Source organism: Virgifigura deserti (genome assembly GCA_003576685.1).
GTDB lineage: Bacteria > Pseudomonadota > Alphaproteobacteria > Dongiales > Dongiaceae > Virgifigura > Virgifigura deserti.
Map to the genome: position 1 here is coordinate 49,645 of QOZR01000015.1, position 16,770 is coordinate 66,414.

Genomic DNA, 16,770 nt, shown 5'->3' on the forward strand with positions numbered 1-16,770 from the left:
CGAGTTGGCGAACATTCACCTTGACCAAAAAATGAACCGACTTCAAAAATGGGTCAATTCATTTTTTGAAGTCGGTTCATGACCAGTCTCAGGGTGCGACAAAAGGCGGGGCGACGGCGCGATATCCTCGCCGCCGCGGGCGAGCTGTTCCGGCGCGACGGGTTCGACCGCACGAGCATCGAGGGAATCGCCGAGCGCGCGGCCGTGGCGCCCGGAACCGTCTACAACTACTTCCGCTCGAAAGGAGACTTGCTTCTGGCACTGGTCGCTCTCGACGGTGAGGAGATCCGCGCGGACGGAAAGCGACTGATTGCCCGCCCGCCTGCCGACCCCGTCGCCGCGGTCAACCGTCTCCTCGAAGGCTATGTCGATCATGCGCTCGTCTATCTCGACAAGCGGCTGTGGCGGAACATCATGGCGACGGCCCTGACCCAGGCGGCGACGCCGTTCGGCCAAGGCTATGCGGAACTGGACGGCAAGCTGGCCCGGCAAGTGGCGGACCTGCTGGCTGCCTTACAGGACCGCGGTCGGCTGCCCACGACGCTGCGCTGCGATGATGCCGGCCAGATCCTGTTCGCCGTCTGCAACACGCATTTCATGACCTTCGTGGCCCAGGACGACATGCCACTGGCGGCAATGAAGGAGGCGATGTTCCGCCATATCCGCATGGTCTTCGAAGGGCTGATCGCGCCGGCCGGTACCGCGACGCCCGAACGGAAGCGGCCTCAGGCCGATGAACGTCGGGAGCCGCTCGCGACGTAATCCGCGATCCGGTCGCAGGCCGTCCGGAGCGCCTCCTCCGACACGCCGAGGCTAAGGCGGACATGGCCGGCCGCGCTCGGGCCGAAGGCATCGCCGGCGAGGACCGAAACGCCCGCAACCTCCAGAAGACCCTCGGAGAACGCATAGGCGGATTGCCCTGTGTCGCGGACGTCGAGCATCACGAACATGCCGCCCTCCGGCCGATGGCAGCGCAGCCCGGGAACGCTACCCAGCCGCTCGCAGACGAGGTCGCGCCGGCTCCGATAGGCCTCGCGCATCATTGCCACCTCCTGCAGCTCCGCCTCGAGCGCGACCACGGCGGCGTCCTGGACGAAGCCGGGGCAGCCATAGAGCATGCACAAGGCGAGATTGGCCATATGCTCGACCATCTCGGGCGGCGTGACCGCCCATCCCAGGCGCCAGCCGGTCATGGCGTGCGACTTGGACAGGCTGTTCACCGTGACCGTCCGCTCCGCCATGCCGGGCAGGCCGCAAGGGCTGACGAACGGGCGGTCATAGGCAAGCGACGCATAGACTTCGTCGGAGATCAGCCAGAGGTCATGCCGAATGCAGATCTCGGCGACCGCCTCGACCGCCTCGCGCGTCAGCACCGCCCCGGTCGGGTTGTGGGGTGAATTCAGGAGCACCGCGCGAGTCCGCCCGGTCACCGCCGCGGCGAGGTCGCGCGGATCGAGATGGAAATGCCGCTCGGACCTCAGCGGCACCGTGACGAGGCGCGCGCCGGTGGCGCCGATCACCGCCTCGTAGGTGACATACATCGGCTCCGGCACGACGATCTCGTCGCCCGGCTCGAGGATGCACAGGGCGGCACTGAACAGTCCGCATTGCGCCCCGGCAAGGACGATTACCTGCTCCGGCCCGGCCTCCTGACTGGTGCTGCGACGGTGTCGCGCGGCGATGACACGCCGGAGTTCCGGCTCGCCGACGACACTGGTGTAGTGGGTGTTCCCGGCCCGCAGGCTCGCGATCGCCGCATCGGTGATCGGCGCCGGCGTGTCGAAATCGGGATCGCCGACGCTGAGCAGGATCACGTCCTCGCCGCGGCGCAGCCGCTCGACGGCGCGAGAATGGATGTTCCATGCCGCGGCGCCCTCGCCCCCGATGCGTTCGACGAAAGAGGAGAATTTCATGACCATCATCCCGAGTCCGTGTTCCGGCGGCGGATGGTGCGCGATCCGCGGCCGAACCGCAACAGGGGACGCCTTCAGGGGGTAGCGCGTCCAGACCGGCGGTCAGACATAGGCGATCAGCCGGCCTGAAATGATCACGGCGAACCAAAGGGTCAGCGACAGCAGCCCGGAGAGCCGCGCCGCGGCCGGCACCGGCTTCGCCGGGTGCCATAGATCGATCGTCCGATATGGCCCCAGGTGAAAATACAGAACGTTGAGAAGCCCAAGCGCGATCAGGCCGAGCTTCACCAGGAACAGCGGATTGCGGGCATAGGCGGTCGCCTCGGTCACGAACAGCAGCGCGCCCGTAACCAGCGCCAACAGAAAGCCGAAAGCCGGAATCGGCAGGACAAAGCCCGCCAGCCGATCGATCGGAAGCGATCGCCCAAACCCGAGAAGCCGGAGATCGAAGAGCGTGATCGTGCCGACCAAAATCACGAATCCGAGAATATGCGCCGTCTCGACTAGGGGATAGAGCCAGGTAGACTGGCGCATCGCCTGCCCGACCGCCGACAGCTCGACCATCGAGAGCCATTCCGGCCCCGACGCGGCGGCATGCTCCATCAGCGCAGCTCGACCGTCTGGCCGTCGACCGTGATCCGCTCCGCCCGCAATTCGTCCTCGACGCTTTGATGGGCATAGCCCTCGACCGTCACCTCGCTGCCGACCGTGATCGCTTCGGCGGGCAGGCCGCGGCGCACCATCCGCGAGGGCGGCGACAGCACGATGGTCCAGGTCTTCTCCGGCGTCTCGAGCTGCAGCATGCCATGCGGATTCTCGATCGTGACCTCCTGCACCATGCCCGTGAGCGTCAGCAGGTTCGTCGAGTCGTAGCTGCTCCATCCATGGTGCGCCTCGACCGCCGGCGCGATACCGAGGACGGCCGCGAACAGGGCGCCGCCGAACAGGCTTCCGAACATCAGTCTTTTACGCATGCCGTCTCTCCTTTCTCTTTGATGCAGGATGTTTCGCCCCGATCTATATAGGGCGGCAAGTGCGGAAAGCGTCCGCGTCGTTCAGGAGCGATAGAAAGAGGTAAACCATGACCAAGACCCATTATCAGCCGCTCGGCGGCAACCAGATGCCGCGCTTTGCCGGACCGGCGACGATGATGCGGCTGCCGAGCCGGCCCAGCGCCGAAGGGCTGGACGCCTGCTTCGTCGGCGTGCCATTCGATATCGGTACCTCGAATCGCTCCGGCACCCGCTTCGGCCCGCGCGAGATCCGCGCCGAGTCCTGCCTGATCCGGCCTTACAACATGGCGACGCGCGCGGCGCCGTTCGACAGCCTGTCGGTCGCCGACATCGGCGACGTGGCGATCAACACCTTCAACCTGGCCAAGAGCATCGAGATCATCGAGGAAGCCTATGACACGATCCTCGCCACCGGCTGCAAGCCTCTGACGCTGGGCGGCGACCATACGATCGCGTTGCCGATCCTGCGCGCGATGCGCAAGAGGCACGGCCCGGTGGGCCTCGTCCATGTCGACGCCCATGCCGATATCAACGAGCATATGTTCGGCGAAAGGATCGCCCACGGCACGCCGTTCCGCCGCGCGGTCGAGGAAGGGCTGCTCGACGGCAAGCGGGTGGCGCAGATCGGCCTGCGCGGCAGCGGCTATGCCGCCGAGGATTTCGACTGGCCGCGCGACCAGGGCTTCCGCGTGGTTCAGGCGGAGGAGTGCTGGTACAAATCGCTGGCGCCGCTGATGGCCGAAATACGCGAGCAGCTCGGCAACGGGCCGGTCTATCTGAGCTTCGACATCGACGGGCTCGACCCGGCCTTCGCGCCCGGCACCGGCACGCCGGAGATTGGCGGCCTCACCGTTACGCAGGGAATGGAGATCATCCGCGGCTGCCGCGGCCTCGACATTGTCGGCTGCGACCTGGTCGAGGTTTCGCCGCCCTACGACTCGTCCGGCAACACGTCGCTGGTCGGCGCCAACCTCCTGTTCGAGATGCTGTGCGTGCTGCCGGGCGTGCAGTATCGGAACTGAAGAGGAGCCCGCGTCACTCGCAGGCGAAAGTGGCGACGATCGGCCAGTTTCCCACCCGTGGGGTCTGGCCGATATAGAGCGCCTGACGGCCGTAGTCCGCGCAATGCTCCGCCGCGCGGCGATGTGCGGCGCGCTGCAAGGACGCCACGCTGCCGGGGAAGTCGTCAGGGAGCAGGATCTCGACCATGTTCGGCGTGGCGTTGACGATCGGCGGGCCATCGGGTTCGCCGATTCCGCAACCGGCGAGACCGAGCACCACCGAAACCACTGTCATGCCACGGGCAATTGCCGTCATCGCTGCTCCTTCTACAGCGGCTTTTGGACCGCTTTCGAGTCCTCCCCCTTATGTTGTCATTGCCGGGCTTGACCCGGCAATCCAGGTGGCCACGACACGATCGATGCCCGGATCATGTCCGGGCACGACACTGAATAAAATCTCCGGATGTACCAGTAACTGTTAGATCGATATTTTAACCAGCAGAACTTCTTTCGACAGGGCCCTGTGGGGAAAGACCATAACATGTCGGTCGGTCAGCGGGGGCCGGACCCGATTCGGCGGTATTTTGTGCTCCGGCAGGGAATCTTGATGGGATCGGCCGCAGCCTCTGCTACATAGGTGCGGCCGAGGCGATCTCGGGGGCAGCCCTGCTGTAGCGTCTCGGCAGTTCCGCCGGAATCGGGGATTCATGCTCGCAGTTATCTCCGCCACCTGGGCGCTTCTGCTCGGCATCGCGCTGATCATGATCGGCAACGGCCTGCAGGGCAGCCTGCTCGGTATCCGGGCGTCGCTGGAAGCCTTCCCGACGGCGGTCACTGGCATTGTCATGTCGGGCTATTACATCGGCTTCCTCGCCGGCTCGACCCTGGCGCCGCGCGCGGTCGGCCGCGTCGGCCATATCCGGGTATTCGCCGCGCTCGGTTCGCTCGCCGGAACCGCGGTTCTGCTGCATGCGATCTTCGTCGATCCGGTGACCTGGACGGCGATGCGGATCGTCACCGGATTCTCCTATGCCGGCCTCTATGTCGTCGCCGAAAGCTGGCTCAACGAGCGCAGCACGAACGAGACGCGCGGCCAGCTCCTGTCCATCTACATGGTCGTTCAGTTCGCCGGCCTGACCTGCGGGCAGCTCCTGCTCAATGCCGCCGACCCCGGCAGCTTCGAGCTATTCACGCTTGTCTCCGTCCTGGTTTCACTCGCGATCGTGCCGATCCTGCTGACGACCGGCCCGGCGCCGAGCTTCGCCGCCCCGGCGCCGGTCAGGCTGAAGCAGCTCTACCGGATCTCGCCGCTCGGTGTCTGCGGCTGCCTCGGCATCGGCCTCGCGCACAGCGCCTTCTTCGGGATGGGTGCGGTTTACGGCAAGGGGATCGGCCTCTCCATACCGGAGATCTCGCTGTTCATGTCGTCCGTGATCCTGGGCGGCGTCCTGCTGCAATTGCCGGTCGGCCGGCTATCGGATCGGTTCGACCGCCGCAGCGTGATGACCATCGTCACGCTGCTGGCCGGCGCGGTCGCGCTTGCCGCGATCCCGGTATCGGCGATATCGCAGGTCGGGCTTTTTGCCCTGGTCTGCCTGTTCGGCGGCCTGTCGCTGCCGATGTATTCGCTCTGCCTGGCCCACACCAACGACTTCCTGAGGCCGGACCAGATGGTGGCGGCGAGCAGCGGACTCGTCCTGGTCTTCGGCATCGGCGCGATCTTCGGCCCGTTCACCGCCGGGTCGTTGATGTCGGGAATGGGCCCGGCCGGATTCTTCATCTATCTCGCCGCCATTCACGGCGCGATCGGCCTGTTCGCGATCTATCGCATGTTCATGCGGGCGAGCCCGCCCCTCGAGGAGCAGGGGCCTTACGTATCCGTTCCGCCGAGCGGGTCGCCTGTCGCCGCATCGCTTACTCCCCAATCGGCCGAAGAACCCGCGGATGAAGAGGCACCGGCGGAGGCGACGCATGGCTGATGACACCGCAAGTCAACGAGAGGGCCAAGGAAACGCGGCGGCGCGGTCGCTCAAGGGACTCGCGTTGTTCGACGGCCTGGACGAGGCGGAGCTGCGGCGTCTCGAAACTTCCTGCCGCTGGCGCCTCTTCCGCGTCGGAGAGCAGGTCCTGGAGACGGGCAGCGACAGCCGCGACGTATTCTTCATCGTCCAGGGCGCCGTCAACATCGTCGACTTCTCGCTGTCGGGCCGCGAGATCGGCTTCGCCACGGCAGGGACCGGCACCTATTTCGGGGAGTTGTCGGCAATCGACGGGCAGCCGCGGTCGGCCTATGCGATCGCCGCGGAGGACTCGCTGCTCGCCAGCCTGGCGCCGAACCTGTTTCTCGAGCTTCTGCAACGACGGGCCGAGATCACCTTCAAGGTGCTGCAGCGATTGGCGCAGATGGTTCGCGCGGGCGATCTACGGATCATGGAGTTGAGCACGCTCGCCGCCACGCAACGCGTCTATGCGGAGCTGCTGCGGATGGCCGTGCCCGACTCCGCCGTGCCAGGGCTGTGGGTCGTGCGCCCGCTGCCGCCGCTCCGCGAGATCGCCAGCCGGACCAGCACCACGCGCGAGACGGTCAACCGAGCCCTGGCCCAGCTCTATCCGCTCGACCTGCTGCGCCGGAAGGGCCGAAACCTGTATGTGATGAACCGCGCCGCGCTCGAGGACATCGTCCGAACCCTGCAACTGCAGGGCAGCGCTAGAGCCTGATCCGATCAGACTCTAGGGCAGGCAGCTGGGACGCTCAGGCCGCAGGGCCGCAAGCACCGCACGGATCCAACATTTACCCCACCACAATAGTGTATTAACAGAGCTAGGTGCTGGCGAAATACCGGTGGAACTGTGATGGCTATCACTGCGTTCCCTCTACGAATGATCCAGCATTTCCACATTGCGTGATTGGCGCGTGGTGCGGGTTGACAGAGTCAGTATGGAAAAAATGATACTTATTGTTGATGACAACGAGTTGAGCGCGAAGCTGTTCCGCGATCTTCTGGGCACTCAAGGCTATGAGACGCTTCATGCCGGAGACGGCGCGCAGGGCTTGGCGCTGGCCTGGTCCCACCGGCCCGGCCTGATCATCATGGATCTGGAATTGCCGGTAATGTGCGGCCGCGAGGCCATGGGGCGCGCCAAGCAGGATTCCGAGCTGCGCTCGATCCCGATCATAGCCGTCACGGCATTCGCCGCGGACGACGAGATGGAAACCCTGAACCAAACCGGCTGCGACGCTTATCTGGAGAAGCCGATTCGGGCGGCACCGTTCCTCGCCACGGTCCGCCGGTTCCTCGCCTGATTCGCGCCGCCGCCGCTTGAGTCAACCTAATTGGATCGTGCTCTAGCGAATCCCTCGGAGCAGCAGAATCGCGTGAATCGCCAGTGCTACTATCACCACCGCGCCGCCGACGAGCGTGGCGGTCGATACAGCCTCGCCGAGCACTAGCCAGACCAGCACCGGGCCGAGGACCGTCTCCAGCAGAAGCAGTAGGCTGACCTCCGGCGCCGGCAGATAGCGCGGCCCCAGCGTGATCAGGCCGAAGGAGACCGGCAGTACGACGAGCCCCATGAGGCCGAGGACCAGCGCATCCTCGATTCCGATGGAGAAGGGGGTGGCAACACCGGCGACGGACAGCGCCGCGATGACGCCGCTCAAGGCGGTCGCCGGCACCATGTTCACCGCGCGCGACCGCCGCAGCACGACGAAGGTCGCGGCCGCGAAGCCAGCGGCGGCAAGGGCCGCGAGATCCCCCCCCAGAGTGCCGTGGCCGAGCCCGTTCCAGACGACGATGGCGACGCCGAAGAGGGTCGCCGCGATCGCTGCCCAGGTCCGCGCGCCGACCGGCTCGCGGAGGAACAGATGGCTGAGGATCGCCGCGATCATCGGCACCGCGGCGATGATGATCAGCGTATTGGCGATCGAGGTGTGGGTGATGGCGACGACGAACAGAACGGCGTTGCCGGCCCAGAGGATCGCAATCAGGAGGCCGGCGCCGCCGATCGAGCGGGCGGTGCTCCGCAGCCCGCCCTCGCCGAACGCCTGAATGCCGGCGGCAAGGGTCACCGCCATCAGCAGCCCGCGCCAGAACACGATGGTCCAGGGGTCTGCCGAAAGCAACCGCAGCAGCAGCGCGTCCGGCGTCAGAACCAGCACGCCCGCCGTCGTCAGCGCCAGACCGCGGAGATGATCGGAACTCGGCCCCGTCGATTTGCCCATCGGCTCCTATCGTTCTCCTGCCGACCGCCCCAATGATCGGCTCGCCGCAGGACGACGAGGGGGAGCGCCGAGTGTCACAAAATGGCCCTTTTGTTAGCATCTTTTTAGCATTCTCACATCGATTCTAGGCATTGGCGATCCGGCGCAGCGTCGGAAAGCACCCCGAACCTGCAGAACACCCGGCAGAACGTTTTGATGAAGCAGATTTCATATCGTTGGCGGTTCATCCTGAATTGCGGCGCGATGGCCTTCGTCCTGGTCGTCGCGATCACCACCCGGTTGACTTCGGCGTCGACCAGCACCGCCGAGGCGATGGACGTTCTCAGCGCCGGCGACGAGGCACGGGCCATCGCAATACTGAACGCCGCCGTCGATCGTGGCGATATCGAAGCCCTGAACCTGCTCGGCGAGTGGGCCCGCCTCGGCCTCGCCTCCGCGCTGGACCATCACCGAGCCTGCGATCTGTTCGAGACGGCCGCCCTGGCCGGTCTTGCTGCCGCCCAGCACAACCTCGCGACCTGCTATTACACGGGAGCCGGCCGGGATCTCGACTACAGCCTGTCCTTCGCCTGGTACCAGCGCGCGGCGGATCAGGGGCTGGCACGCTCCTACTGCGCGCTCGGCAATCACTTCCTCTATGGCCAGGGGGCCCCGCGCGACAGCGCCGCCGCGATCAATCTTTGCTACCAGGGCGCGCGGGCGGGCGACAGCTATGCCCAGGCCGATCTAGGACAGCTCTACCTCATCGGATACGGCATCGAACGGGATTACGATGAAGCGGCGAAATGGCTGTCCCTTGCGGCAAGTAACGGCCAGCCGAACGCCGCCTTTCATCTGGGGCGGCTGCATTCGAAGGGTCTGGGCGTGCCGCGCGATCCGCATGCCGCAGCTTACTGGTTCCGCATGGCTGCCGAGCGCGGCCGCATGGATGCCTTCTTCCTCGCCGGCCGGACCTATTTCGCGATGGCGATGGACCCGGAGGAACGCGACATCAACGAGCTCTACGCTCCTCAGGCGCTTGTCTGGCTGGCGCTCGCCACCGAGTTCGAGCCGAACGCCGAGAAAAGGGCAGAGGCGGCCCGGATGCGATCGATCGTGGCCACGGCCGCACCACATCTCGAACCCAAGGCCGAGCAGAAGACCGCCGCCTGGCGCGTGCGGGTCACGAAGGCGTCCTGGCGGTCCTAGGGGGGTGATTCATCGATCACATCGTTCCGATGTGATCGCATCAGGTTCTAAGGAAACTCCCTCTCCCCTATCATTTCCCCCGTTGCCGGATGATGCTTCTCCACGCATTCTGATGCCCGGCGCGGCCTCGGCGGCGCCGATTCGCAGGCAAAGGGGGCATCATGGCAGAGATCGACCGCAATCGCCTGGGCCGGGCGCTGGCTGAGGAGCAGCATCGCTTCGTCGAGGACCATCCGCGCTCGCAGGCGCTGTTCGAGGAGGCCAAGGCCAGCCTGCTCGACGGCGTGCCGATGAACTGGATGGTGCGCTGGGCGGGCGCCTTCCCGATCTTCGTCCGCGAGGCCAAGGGCGCGCATTTCACTGATGTCGACGGCCATAACTATGTCGATCTCTGCCTCGGCGACACCGGCGCGATGACTGGGCACGCGCCGGAGGAGGCCATCGGGCCGATCGTCGAGCGGCTGCGCCGCGGCACGACCTTCATGCTGCCGACCGAGGATTCGATTCGGGTCGGGGCGGAGCTGCAGCGCCGCTTCGGGCTGCGCTACTGGCAGGTCGCGCTGACCGCGACCGACGCCAACCGGTTCGCCATCCGCCTGGCGCGGCAGATCACCGGCCGCAGCAAGATCCTGGTCCACAACTGGTGCTATCACGGTTCGGTCGACGAGACGATCGTGACGCTGCAGAACGGCGCGCCCGGACCGAAGCCCGGCAATATCGGGCCGGCGGTCGACCCGGCGCTCACCACCAAAGTGGTCGAGATCAACGACGTTCCGGCGCTCGAGGCCGCGCTCGAGGCCGGCGACGTGGCCTGCGTGCTCGCCGAGCCGGCGCTCACCAATATCGGCATCGTCCATCCCGAGCCCGGCTATCATGCGGCGCTGCGCGAGATCAGTCGGCGCACCGGCACGCTGCTGATCATCGACGAGACGCACACGATCTGCGCCGGCCCCGGCGGCTATACCAAGGCCTATGGGCTGGAGCCCGACATGCTGACGATCGGCAAGCCGATCGCGAGCGGCGTGCCGGCCGCCGTCTACGGCTTCACGTCGGAGATCGCCGAGCGCATCCGTGCCGCCATGGACCTCCAGACCGCCGACACCGGCGGGATCGGCGGCACACTCGCGGGTAATGCGCTGTCGCTCGCCGCGATACGGGCGACGCTCGAATCCGTGCTGACCGAGGCGGCTTTCGCCCACACCATCGCGCTCGCCGAACGCTTCACCGCGGGGGTGCAGGCGGTGATCGAGGAGAGGGCCTTGCCCTGGCATGTGACCCGGCTCGGCTGCCGCGCCGAATACTGGTTCTGCCCACGGCCGCCGAGGAACGGCGGCGAGGCCGCGGCGGCGATCGATGCGGAGCTCGACCGATATATGCATCTGGCGGCTTTGAACCGCGGCATCCTGATGACACCGTTCCACAACATGGCGCTGATCGCGCCACAGGCGACCGAGGCCGACATCGACCGGCACACCACCGCGTTCCGCGAGAGCGTTGAGGCGCTGGTCGACTAAAATTTTCTGAAATTTTAAAGTATTTCGTGTATTTTTTCTTGCTGAAGGATGGACAAGCGCTATAAGCGCATTTGCCGTTCAATGATCAGTCATATAACAATGGGGAAGCGCAGATGAATCCCGCACTCGCCTTGCAGATGCTGCGCGGCCAGACGACCCTCGAATTCTTGAAGACGACGGTCGTCACCATCGGCGGTGCGAGCAGCGCCGGCGCGGCCGACTTCTACATTTCCGCCCCGCTCAAGTCGAAGAACGACAGGCGCGAAAAATGCGATATCAAGGCCAAATCCGGCGCGCCTGGCGAAGTGAAGTTCCGTGCCTTCAACGTTCCGATGCAAAACCGCGACGGGATTTCCAGTGCGGCGAACATCAACGGGGTCCAGCTTCCGATGGACGGTCCGGATCTCATGGTGACCGGCATGCTCACCGCCTGCAGCTTCGGGTTTACGACGGACAAAAAGAACGTCTATTGCTGCCATATCCAGCCAAGGACCTCGGTCAATGCCGCCAACAAAGGCTTGGCCCTCGGCGTCGAGCTGGTGAACGGCGGGAAGTTCGGCAACAGCGCCGACGCCATGACGGTGTTTTCGCATCGCGAATATTCGGAATGCACGAGCGCGACCGTTCTCGGCGTCAGGCGGTTGGACGGCTGGTCCCTCTATTGCCAGGGCATTCTCGGAATGACCATGGACGTGAAGTTCGCCGTTCAGATTCTCTGATCGCCATCGGCGCGCGCGATCCCTACGCCCCGGCGACTCGTTCGACCACCGGCGCATCCGGCTCGGCGAAACGCCGGTCATGCCGGAGCGCCGGGATCATCGACCGCGCCGCCGCCACCTTGGCCGGATCGATCTCCGCCGTGATGAAGCCGACGTCGCTGCCGGCGTCGGCCAGAACCTCGCCCCAGGGATCGACGATCAGCGAATGGCCGAAGGTGCGTCGCCCCTCCGCATGGGTCCCCGACTGGGTGGCCGCGAAAACGTAGGACCCGGTTTCGATCGCCCGGGCCCGCACCAGCACATGCCAATGCGCCTTCCCCGTGGTGTAGGTGAAAGCGGCGGGAATGCTGAGAAAGCTGGCCCCGGCCTGCGCCAGCGCGCGGTATAGATAGGCGAAGCGGACATCGTAGCAGACTGACATGCCGAGCAGCCCCCAGGGTGTCGGCGCCAGCACGGCCCGGTCGCCTGGCTGCACCGTTGCTGATTCGCGGTAGCTCTCGCCCTCTTCCAGGTCAATGTCGAAGAGATGCAGCTTGTCGTAGCGGGCGACGATCGCCCCCTCGCCGTCGAGCAGAAAGGACCGGTTGACGACTCGGGACCGGCCCGACTCCTTCAGCAGCAGCGAGCCGACGAGAATCCAGGCCCCGGTCTCCCGCGCCAGGTCGCGAAAGGCGGCGAGTCCCGGATCCGCCGCCTCGGGCACCGCTTTCTCGAGCACCAGGGCGTTCTGCGGCTCGATCATCGTGACCATCTCCGGCAGCACGATTAGCGTGGCGCCGGCCGCCGCCGCGCCGCGGATCAGATCGGTCACCGCGGCGATGCTCGGCGCCATGTCGCGCTCGGCGCAATTCTGCACGCACGCCACCGTGAAACTCCCGTTCATCTCGTCCGTCCTCCACGTCTCGCCGCCCGATGAATCCATCTGAGTACCAGAGACTATAAGGGCGCGGTGCCCGCCGATAAACCCGCGCCGACGCTCCGACAATGATGCAGTCGAGACACCGCCGGCCGGTACCACAATTTTGCCACATTGCGGCAATAACATTCAGGATTGGCAAATAAGAAAAATATGCGCCAAGAGGAAATAATATGGGGACCTTCCATGATAAATAAAGAAAGATTTGAAGCGGCAAAGCCTTATATCAAGGGCGTTGTCGGCGGACTCGTCTTGGCGCCGATTATCGCATTCAGCTTCGGCTGGGTCGTCACCACGGGAACCATGAACGAGGCTGTCGCGAATGCTAAAGTCGAGCAGTTGGCAGCGGTCTGCGCCAACGCCGCGACGGCGCATTGGACATCCGAGAACAAGGAGATGGCCGCACTCGAGGGCTGGGAGCATCGGGATGAGCGGGAAAATCTCGCGAAGCGCTTCGCGGTCGGCCTACCGGGAAACGAAGCCATCCAGGACGACGTTATCGACGAATGTGGTGACCTGCTCGACACCTGAGGCCACCCTGCCTTTCGACTGAGACCGATCAGGCCTCGGGTCACGCGCCCGAGGCCTGATCGGCGCTTCCGCTTCATCGCGGCCGCCCCATTCCGGTCGCCCATGACGGCTGACAGTGAAAAAGGCTCGATCCGGCGCGAAACGTGACTATTATGCACCCGGCTCGGCGGGAACGGCGTCCTCGCCCTCAGAAGCCGGCTTAGCTCAGCTGGTAGAGCACCTGATTTGTAATCAGGGGGTCACGGGTTCGAATCCTGTAGCCGGCACCATTCTTTTCAATCCTTTAGCCTGCGGCGACGATACCGTTTGGTATATCGACGAAATCAACACGCCCCTTCAATGATTGGCCTGCCTTTCGTCCGCCAAATTAGGGTGCTGTAATTTAATGCAGCTTGGTTCTGGGCGGAGGCTCCTGCGCCTGCTGGGCACTGCCGCACCCTGATGCGCGATCTGGGCGCCTCCGCCATTCTGATCGAGGGCCGCCTGCTGGGCACGCCGTTCGGGCCGAAGATCGTCGCGACGATGGGCCTGCCGGCTGAAATGGGGCCGGTGCCGCTTGGCGCGCATCCGGCCTACCGGCGCGCGATGCGCGATGCGGCCGGCATGCTCACCTTCGCGCGGATGGCGGCGCACAGCGCGAGCGGGATCGATCCGATCACCGCCAGCTGCGAACCCGAAGACGTGCTCTGGCAGCTCGTCGTCCTGCCGGCCGGGCTGGTGCTGATCGCGCGAACCAAGGCGGCCGACTTCGGACCGTTCCTGCTGGCCGAGCGCGAGCCCGACCAGCGGACGCTTGCTTTGGTGGGGCTCCAGATGGATTTTGCCGGAATTACCCTGGGCGAGGCCCGGCATGGCTCATGCCGCGACGGGCCATCATCGCCGCGCACGCAATGAGTGGCGGTCAAAGGATCGAGCGGTTCACGTGATGAATGCACTCCCTAGGCTGGCGTCCGCGATCCGCCCCTCCTTCTCAAGGACGCGGAAACGGCTCAAGCCCCTGTTTCCCGGTGTGATGCTCAGCATCACGCTCGGTATGGCCGCGAGCTTCGTATCGAACGCGCATGGCGGGCCGATAATTCTGTTCGCCCTTCTTCTCGGGATGGCATTCAATTTCCTCGCTGCGGATGGGCGATTCGAGCCCGGGCTGGCGTTCACCTCAAGATCGATCCTGCGGATCGGCGTCGCATTGCTCGGGGCCCGCATCACGGTCGAGCAGGTTCTGGCACTGGGCTGGACAACTCTCGCCGGCGTGGCAATGGCGGTGGCGCTGACGATTGGCTTCGGCTTCGTCATCGCACAGGTGCTCGGACTGAAGCGGCGCTTCGGCGTCCTGTCCGCGGGCGCCGTCGCGATCTGCGGCGCCTCCGCCGCCGCGGCCATTTCGGCCGTCTTGCCAAAGTACAAGATGCACGAGCGGGATACCGCGTTCACCATAATTGGCGTGACGACGCTGAGCACCGTGGCAATGGTGCTGTATCCGATCCTGGTCTCGTGGCTTCGTCTCGACCCGGTTCAGACCGGGGTGTTCCTCGGCGGTACGATCCATGATGTGGCTCAGGTGGTCGGCGCCGGCTACAGCGTCTCGCCGGAGGCGGGCGATGCCGCGACGATTGTCAAGCTGCTGAGGGTCGCGTTGCTGCTGCCGACCGTCCTGGCGATCTCGCTCCTCAACCGGCGCGCAAGCCCGGAGGAAGACGGTGGCAGGGCGTCAGGGCTCGTTCCCGGATTTCTCATGGTCTTTGTCGCCATCGTGGCCCTCAACAGTCTCGGCACGATCCCGGCGCAGGTTCAGTCCGCACTGAGCGAGGCATCGCAGTGGTGCATCGTGACAGCCATCGCCGCGCTCGGTGTGAAAACCTCGATCGCTGCAATGGCCAAAGTTGGAGGCCGGCCAATCGCCCTCATCGCGGCCGAGACCGCCTTCATCGCCCTGCTTGTTCTCGCTCTTGTTGGCCTAGGCTGAGCCGCAGCACCGATTCACCCGAGGGGGTGCGAGAAAACCACGAAATGCTGGCGACCCGCCTTGGCCAAAGTGGTCCGAGTTGAGCGAGAGGAGCAGGCTTGTTCGACGCGCTTGGGATCGGTAGTCCGGAGCCAGCGTTCGTTTTCGACCGCAGTCAGCCCCGCCGGGTCCGTCAAAGTCACTGCCCGCACAGCGTCTTCGCCGGGCGGGGTAGTTCCAAGCACCTATGAAGTCTGCTCAGGTTGTAATCGACCCTCCAGGCTCCGATCAGGTGCCGTGTTCCTAGCGGTCGGCTCCGTCGACGGCGGGTGTATGTCGTCCTTCAGCACCCGCGCGAGGAGCCCAAAGGCGCTCGAGAAGAAATGGGCATGAACCAAGGGCATGCCCGCGGCCATCGCATTGTAGCAGGTCTCTTGTTGCCACTCCTCGAGGAATTCGTCCTGCTCCTCTCCAGCGAGATTGCCGGCTTCCCGGGCGATGCACGCGGCATCGGCGAGGAAATCGACATATAAACTCTTGCGCGGATGGTCGGTGCCGAGCACTTCGGCGAGAATTTCATCAAGGGTCGCCATGATCTGCCCTCTTGCTGGCCGATCGCGTACGGAGCGCCCTCGCGAACTGTATGCCGGGCGACGGGCCGCAACGGTTGTGTTCTTGCGGTGGCCGTGGCGAACGCATTGCCCTGTCCGCAAACCGCTGGTTGCAAGATCGCCGGCTCATCCCGGCAGAGAGGACCGGGGGAGACGCTCAGATGGGGGCGTCACTCCGATCTTGCAAACCTATACGCCGCGTGACAGCGCCCAAGGCCGCCGGCGTCTCGTCAGACCTGGTTCAGTGCGCGCCTGAGGCTCTGCGCCAGGTCGGCCTGAGACGACAGGAAGGTCAGCTTCGCCGCATGGGGGGTCCGGTCATGGAGCGCACCGTCAACGGCGTCATCGATGCTGGCCGCATCGCCATGGCCATAGCGGTACAGTCCAATAAGCTCGGCGAGGGCCTGATCGGACAGGTCGCCGAGATAGCGCCCGAACGCCGTGCCCCAGTCGCGGCTTGGCTGCGGTTCCAGGGGCGTGTCGGGCACCGTCACCCCATGATCGCCGGAGGGACCGCCCCGTTGGGGGTCAGCGGCTATCTCATGCGGCGCACGATGCGCCTGCTCCGCAAGCCGGATGACCTCCTCCACCTTCTCGAACGTGATGTGTTCCAGCATGGGCCTAGTCCTCCACAATGTGCGTCAAGGCTGCTGTCCTACGAACCACCGGCGCCAGGGCCGGTTCCGAATTACGGTGCCCGGCTCCTCGGTCTCGCTCCGAGACGGCATTCGACCTTGGCGCAAGGCGTTGGAGAAGTGGCGCGGTGAAGCGCCGCGGCCGCACCCGGATGGCGGCGGCAAGCGCCTCCGGATCACAAGGGCCACACAGCTCGCCAACCCGCTGTAGAAGGTAGTCGCGCTCGACGATGGACGTCCGCGGTACGTAGATTGGCTCGCCCCACCTGTTGATCCGATTCCGGCCGGCGAGCATCACTGGCGATTGTCGAACATCACCGCCCAGTGGTCATTCAACGCGACAACAACATCCGACGGCTGGCGCCCTCTTCTTGCGGTATATACACCGCCAGAACCGCGCTGGGCGCGCGTTGGGCGTCAAATCGGGCGGTCGGCTAAGGGGAGTTCCGCGTGTCCGATCGTTACCGGCAGGACAAGATCTCACTGCCCCGTGCATGTCCCGTGTGTCCCATCCTAGCGCAACACGTTGAAGAACCGTGATAGTGGAAAGTCGTTTGGACATGAA

19 protein-coding genes and 1 tRNA gene are annotated in these 16,770 nt (G+C 65.1%); 12 read left to right on the plus strand and 8 right to left on the minus strand.

Going from position 1 to position 16,770, the window contains the following annotated elements; all coding sequences use genetic code 11:
• The first annotated feature begins 78 nt into the window (after positions 1-78).
• Positions 79-762 (plus strand): TetR/AcrR family transcriptional regulator, encoded by a 684-nt coding sequence (locus DT069_RS21625; protein WP_119462420.1) that lies wholly within the window; start codon positions 79-81, stop codon positions 760-762.
• On the opposite strand, the gene DT069_RS21630 is transcribed toward DT069_RS21625, so the two are convergent.
• From DT069_RS21630 to DT069_RS21640, 3 genes are all read right to left on the minus strand, one after another.
• On the minus strand, positions 726-1,913 hold the full coding sequence (locus DT069_RS21630) for a pyridoxal phosphate-dependent aminotransferase (RefSeq protein ID WP_119462473.1): 1,188 nt from the start codon (positions 1,911-1,913) through the stop codon (positions 726-728). The genes DT069_RS21625 and DT069_RS21630 overlap by 37 nt on opposite strands.
• Before the next feature lie 102 nt (positions 1,914-2,015).
• Positions 2,016-2,516 (minus strand): hypothetical protein, encoded by a 501-nt coding sequence (locus tag DT069_RS21635; RefSeq protein ID WP_119462421.1) that lies wholly within the window; start codon positions 2,514-2,516, stop codon positions 2,016-2,018.
• On the minus strand, positions 2,516-2,887 hold the full coding sequence (locus DT069_RS21640; RefSeq protein ID WP_425450455.1) for a DUF6152 family protein: 372 nt from the start codon (positions 2,885-2,887) through the stop codon (positions 2,516-2,518). The genes DT069_RS21635 and DT069_RS21640 overlap by 1 nt, the downstream gene beginning before the upstream one ends.
• 107 nt (positions 2,888-2,994) lie before the next feature.
• Between DT069_RS21640 and speB the strand changes: the two genes are divergently transcribed.
• On the plus strand, positions 2,995-3,948 hold the full coding sequence (gene speB / locus DT069_RS21645; protein ID WP_119462423.1) for an agmatinase: 954 nt from the start codon (positions 2,995-2,997) through the stop codon (positions 3,946-3,948).
• 13 nt (positions 3,949-3,961) lie between these two features.
• On the opposite strand, the gene DT069_RS21650 is transcribed toward speB, so the two are convergent.
• Positions 3,962-4,243 carry a hypothetical protein gene (locus DT069_RS21650; protein WP_119462424.1) on the minus strand — a complete coding sequence of 94 codons (282 nt, stop codon included), beginning with the start codon at positions 4,241-4,243 and terminating at the stop codon, positions 3,962-3,964.
• A 391-nt stretch (positions 4,244-4,634) separates the two neighbouring features.
• On the opposite strand from DT069_RS21650, the gene DT069_RS21655 reads away from it, so the two are divergent.
• From DT069_RS21655 to DT069_RS21665, 3 genes are all read left to right on the plus strand, one after another.
• Positions 4,635-5,906, plus strand: coding sequence for an MFS transporter (locus DT069_RS21655; protein WP_119462425.1), 1,272 nt, complete (start codon positions 4,635-4,637; stop codon positions 5,904-5,906).
• Positions 5,899-6,645, plus strand: a complete 747-nt coding sequence (locus tag DT069_RS21660; RefSeq protein WP_162913346.1) for a Crp/Fnr family transcriptional regulator — start codon at positions 5,899-5,901, stop codon at positions 6,643-6,645. Before DT069_RS21655 ends, DT069_RS21660 begins: the two co-directional genes overlap by 8 nt.
• Before the next feature lie 229 nt (positions 6,646-6,874).
• Positions 6,875-7,231, plus strand: coding sequence for a response regulator (locus tag DT069_RS21665; protein WP_425450456.1), 357 nt, complete (start codon positions 6,875-6,877; stop codon positions 7,229-7,231).
• Between the two features lie 42 nt (positions 7,232-7,273).
• Here the strand turns inward: DT069_RS21665 and DT069_RS21670 are convergent, their stop codons facing one another.
• The gene (locus DT069_RS21670; protein WP_119462428.1) at positions 7,274-8,149 is read right to left on the minus strand and encodes a DMT family transporter; all 876 of its coding nucleotides are present in this window, start codon (positions 8,147-8,149) and stop codon (positions 7,274-7,276) included.
• A 195-nt stretch (positions 8,150-8,344) separates the two neighbouring features.
• Between DT069_RS21670 and DT069_RS21675 the strand changes: the two genes are divergently transcribed.
• From DT069_RS21675 to DT069_RS21685, 3 genes are all read left to right on the plus strand, one after another.
• Positions 8,345-9,337, plus strand: coding sequence for a tetratricopeptide repeat protein (locus DT069_RS21675; protein ID WP_162913347.1), 993 nt, complete (start codon positions 8,345-8,347; stop codon positions 9,335-9,337).
• A 161-nt stretch (positions 9,338-9,498) separates the two neighbouring features.
• Positions 9,499-10,851 carry an aspartate aminotransferase family protein gene (locus DT069_RS21680; protein WP_119462430.1) on the plus strand — a complete coding sequence of 451 codons (1,353 nt, stop codon included), beginning with the start codon at positions 9,499-9,501 and terminating at the stop codon, positions 10,849-10,851.
• 113 nt (positions 10,852-10,964) lie between these two features.
• Positions 10,965-11,570: a hypothetical protein gene (locus DT069_RS21685; protein WP_119462431.1), complete on the plus strand. Its 606-nt coding sequence runs from the start codon at positions 10,965-10,967 to the stop codon at positions 11,568-11,570.
• Between the two features lie 22 nt (positions 11,571-11,592).
• Here DT069_RS21685 and DT069_RS21690 read toward each other — a convergent pair whose 3' ends face one another.
• The gene (locus DT069_RS21690; protein ID WP_119462432.1) at positions 11,593-12,453 is read right to left on the minus strand and encodes a carbon-nitrogen hydrolase family protein; all 861 of its coding nucleotides are present in this window, start codon (positions 12,451-12,453) and stop codon (positions 11,593-11,595) included.
• Between the two features lie 186 nt (positions 12,454-12,639).
• Here DT069_RS21690 and DT069_RS21695 point away from each other — a divergent pair, with 186 nt between their 5' ends.
• The 4 genes from DT069_RS21695 (at position 12,640) to DT069_RS21710 (ending at position 14,980) form a co-directional block, all read left to right on the plus strand.
• Entirely contained in the window at positions 12,640-13,017 is a 378-nt protein-coding gene (locus DT069_RS21695; RefSeq protein WP_162913348.1) for a hypothetical protein, read from the plus strand.
• 193 nt (positions 13,018-13,210) lie between these two features.
• Positions 13,211-13,286, plus strand: a tRNA-Thr gene (locus DT069_RS21700).
• Between the two features lie 172 nt (positions 13,287-13,458).
• A complete protein-coding gene (locus DT069_RS21705) occupies positions 13,459-13,911 on the plus strand; it encodes a hypothetical protein (RefSeq protein ID WP_119462434.1) in 453 nt (150 codons plus the stop codon).
• Positions 13,912-13,942: 31 nt separating this feature from the next.
• Positions 13,943-14,980, plus strand: a complete 1,038-nt coding sequence (locus tag DT069_RS21710; RefSeq protein ID WP_119462435.1) for a YeiH family protein — start codon at positions 13,943-13,945, stop codon at positions 14,978-14,980.
• Positions 14,981-15,204: 224 nt separating this feature from the next.
• On the opposite strand, the gene DT069_RS21715 is transcribed toward DT069_RS21710, so the two are convergent.
• Positions 15,205-15,552, minus strand: coding sequence for a hypothetical protein (locus DT069_RS21715; RefSeq protein ID WP_119462436.1), 348 nt, complete (start codon positions 15,550-15,552; stop codon positions 15,205-15,207).
• Between the two features lie 248 nt (positions 15,553-15,800).
• Positions 15,801-16,187 (minus strand): hypothetical protein, encoded by a 387-nt coding sequence (locus DT069_RS21720; protein WP_119462437.1) that lies wholly within the window; start codon positions 16,185-16,187, stop codon positions 15,801-15,803.
• Positions 16,188-16,770: the final 583 nt, after the last annotated feature.

Coding starts and splice junctions, on each gene's coding strand:
- DT069_RS21685 (WP_119462431.1), top strand. CDS start 10,965: ATGAATCCCGCACTCGCCTTGCAGATGCTGCGCGGCCAGACGACCCTC.
- DT069_RS21720 (WP_119462437.1), bottom strand. CDS start 16,187: ATGCTGGAACACATCACGTTCGAGAAGGTGGAGGAGGTCATCCGGCTT.
- DT069_RS21705 (WP_119462434.1), top strand. CDS start 13,459: ATGCGCGATCTGGGCGCCTCCGCCATTCTGATCGAGGGCCGCCTGCTG.
- DT069_RS21710 (WP_119462435.1), top strand. CDS start 13,943: ATGAATGCACTCCCTAGGCTGGCGTCCGCGATCCGCCCCTCCTTCTCA.
- DT069_RS21655 (WP_119462425.1), top strand. CDS start 4,635: ATGCTCGCAGTTATCTCCGCCACCTGGGCGCTTCTGCTCGGCATCGCG.
- DT069_RS21660 (WP_162913346.1), top strand. CDS start 5,899: ATGGCTGATGACACCGCAAGTCAACGAGAGGGCCAAGGAAACGCGGCG.
- DT069_RS21690 (WP_119462432.1), bottom strand. CDS start 12,453: ATGAACGGGAGTTTCACGGTGGCGTGCGTGCAGAATTGCGCCGAGCGC.
- DT069_RS21695 (WP_162913348.1), top strand. CDS start 12,640: ATGCGCCAAGAGGAAATAATATGGGGACCTTCCATGATAAATAAAGAA.
- speB (WP_119462423.1), top strand. CDS start 2,995: ATGACCAAGACCCATTATCAGCCGCTCGGCGGCAACCAGATGCCGCGC.
- DT069_RS21675 (WP_162913347.1), top strand. CDS start 8,345: ATGAAGCAGATTTCATATCGTTGGCGGTTCATCCTGAATTGCGGCGCG.
- DT069_RS21635 (WP_119462421.1), bottom strand. CDS start 2,516: ATGGAGCATGCCGCCGCGTCGGGGCCGGAATGGCTCTCGATGGTCGAG.
- DT069_RS21665 (WP_425450456.1), top strand. CDS start 6,875: ATGATACTTATTGTTGATGACAACGAGTTGAGCGCGAAGCTGTTCCGC.
- DT069_RS21670 (WP_119462428.1), bottom strand. CDS start 8,149: ATGGGCAAATCGACGGGGCCGAGTTCCGATCATCTCCGCGGTCTGGCG.
- DT069_RS21680 (WP_119462430.1), top strand. CDS start 9,499: ATGGCAGAGATCGACCGCAATCGCCTGGGCCGGGCGCTGGCTGAGGAG.
- DT069_RS21630 (WP_119462473.1), bottom strand. CDS start 1,913: ATGAAATTCTCCTCTTTCGTCGAACGCATCGGGGGCGAGGGCGCCGCG.
- DT069_RS21715 (WP_119462436.1), bottom strand. CDS start 15,552: ATGGCGACCCTTGATGAAATTCTCGCCGAAGTGCTCGGCACCGACCAT.
- DT069_RS21650 (WP_119462424.1), bottom strand. CDS start 4,243: ATGACGGCAATTGCCCGTGGCATGACAGTGGTTTCGGTGGTGCTCGGT.
- DT069_RS21640 (WP_425450455.1), bottom strand. CDS start 2,887: ATGCGTAAAAGACTGATGTTCGGAAGCCTGTTCGGCGGCGCCCTGTTC.
- DT069_RS21625 (WP_119462420.1), top strand. CDS start 79: ATGACCAGTCTCAGGGTGCGACAAAAGGCGGGGCGACGGCGCGATATC.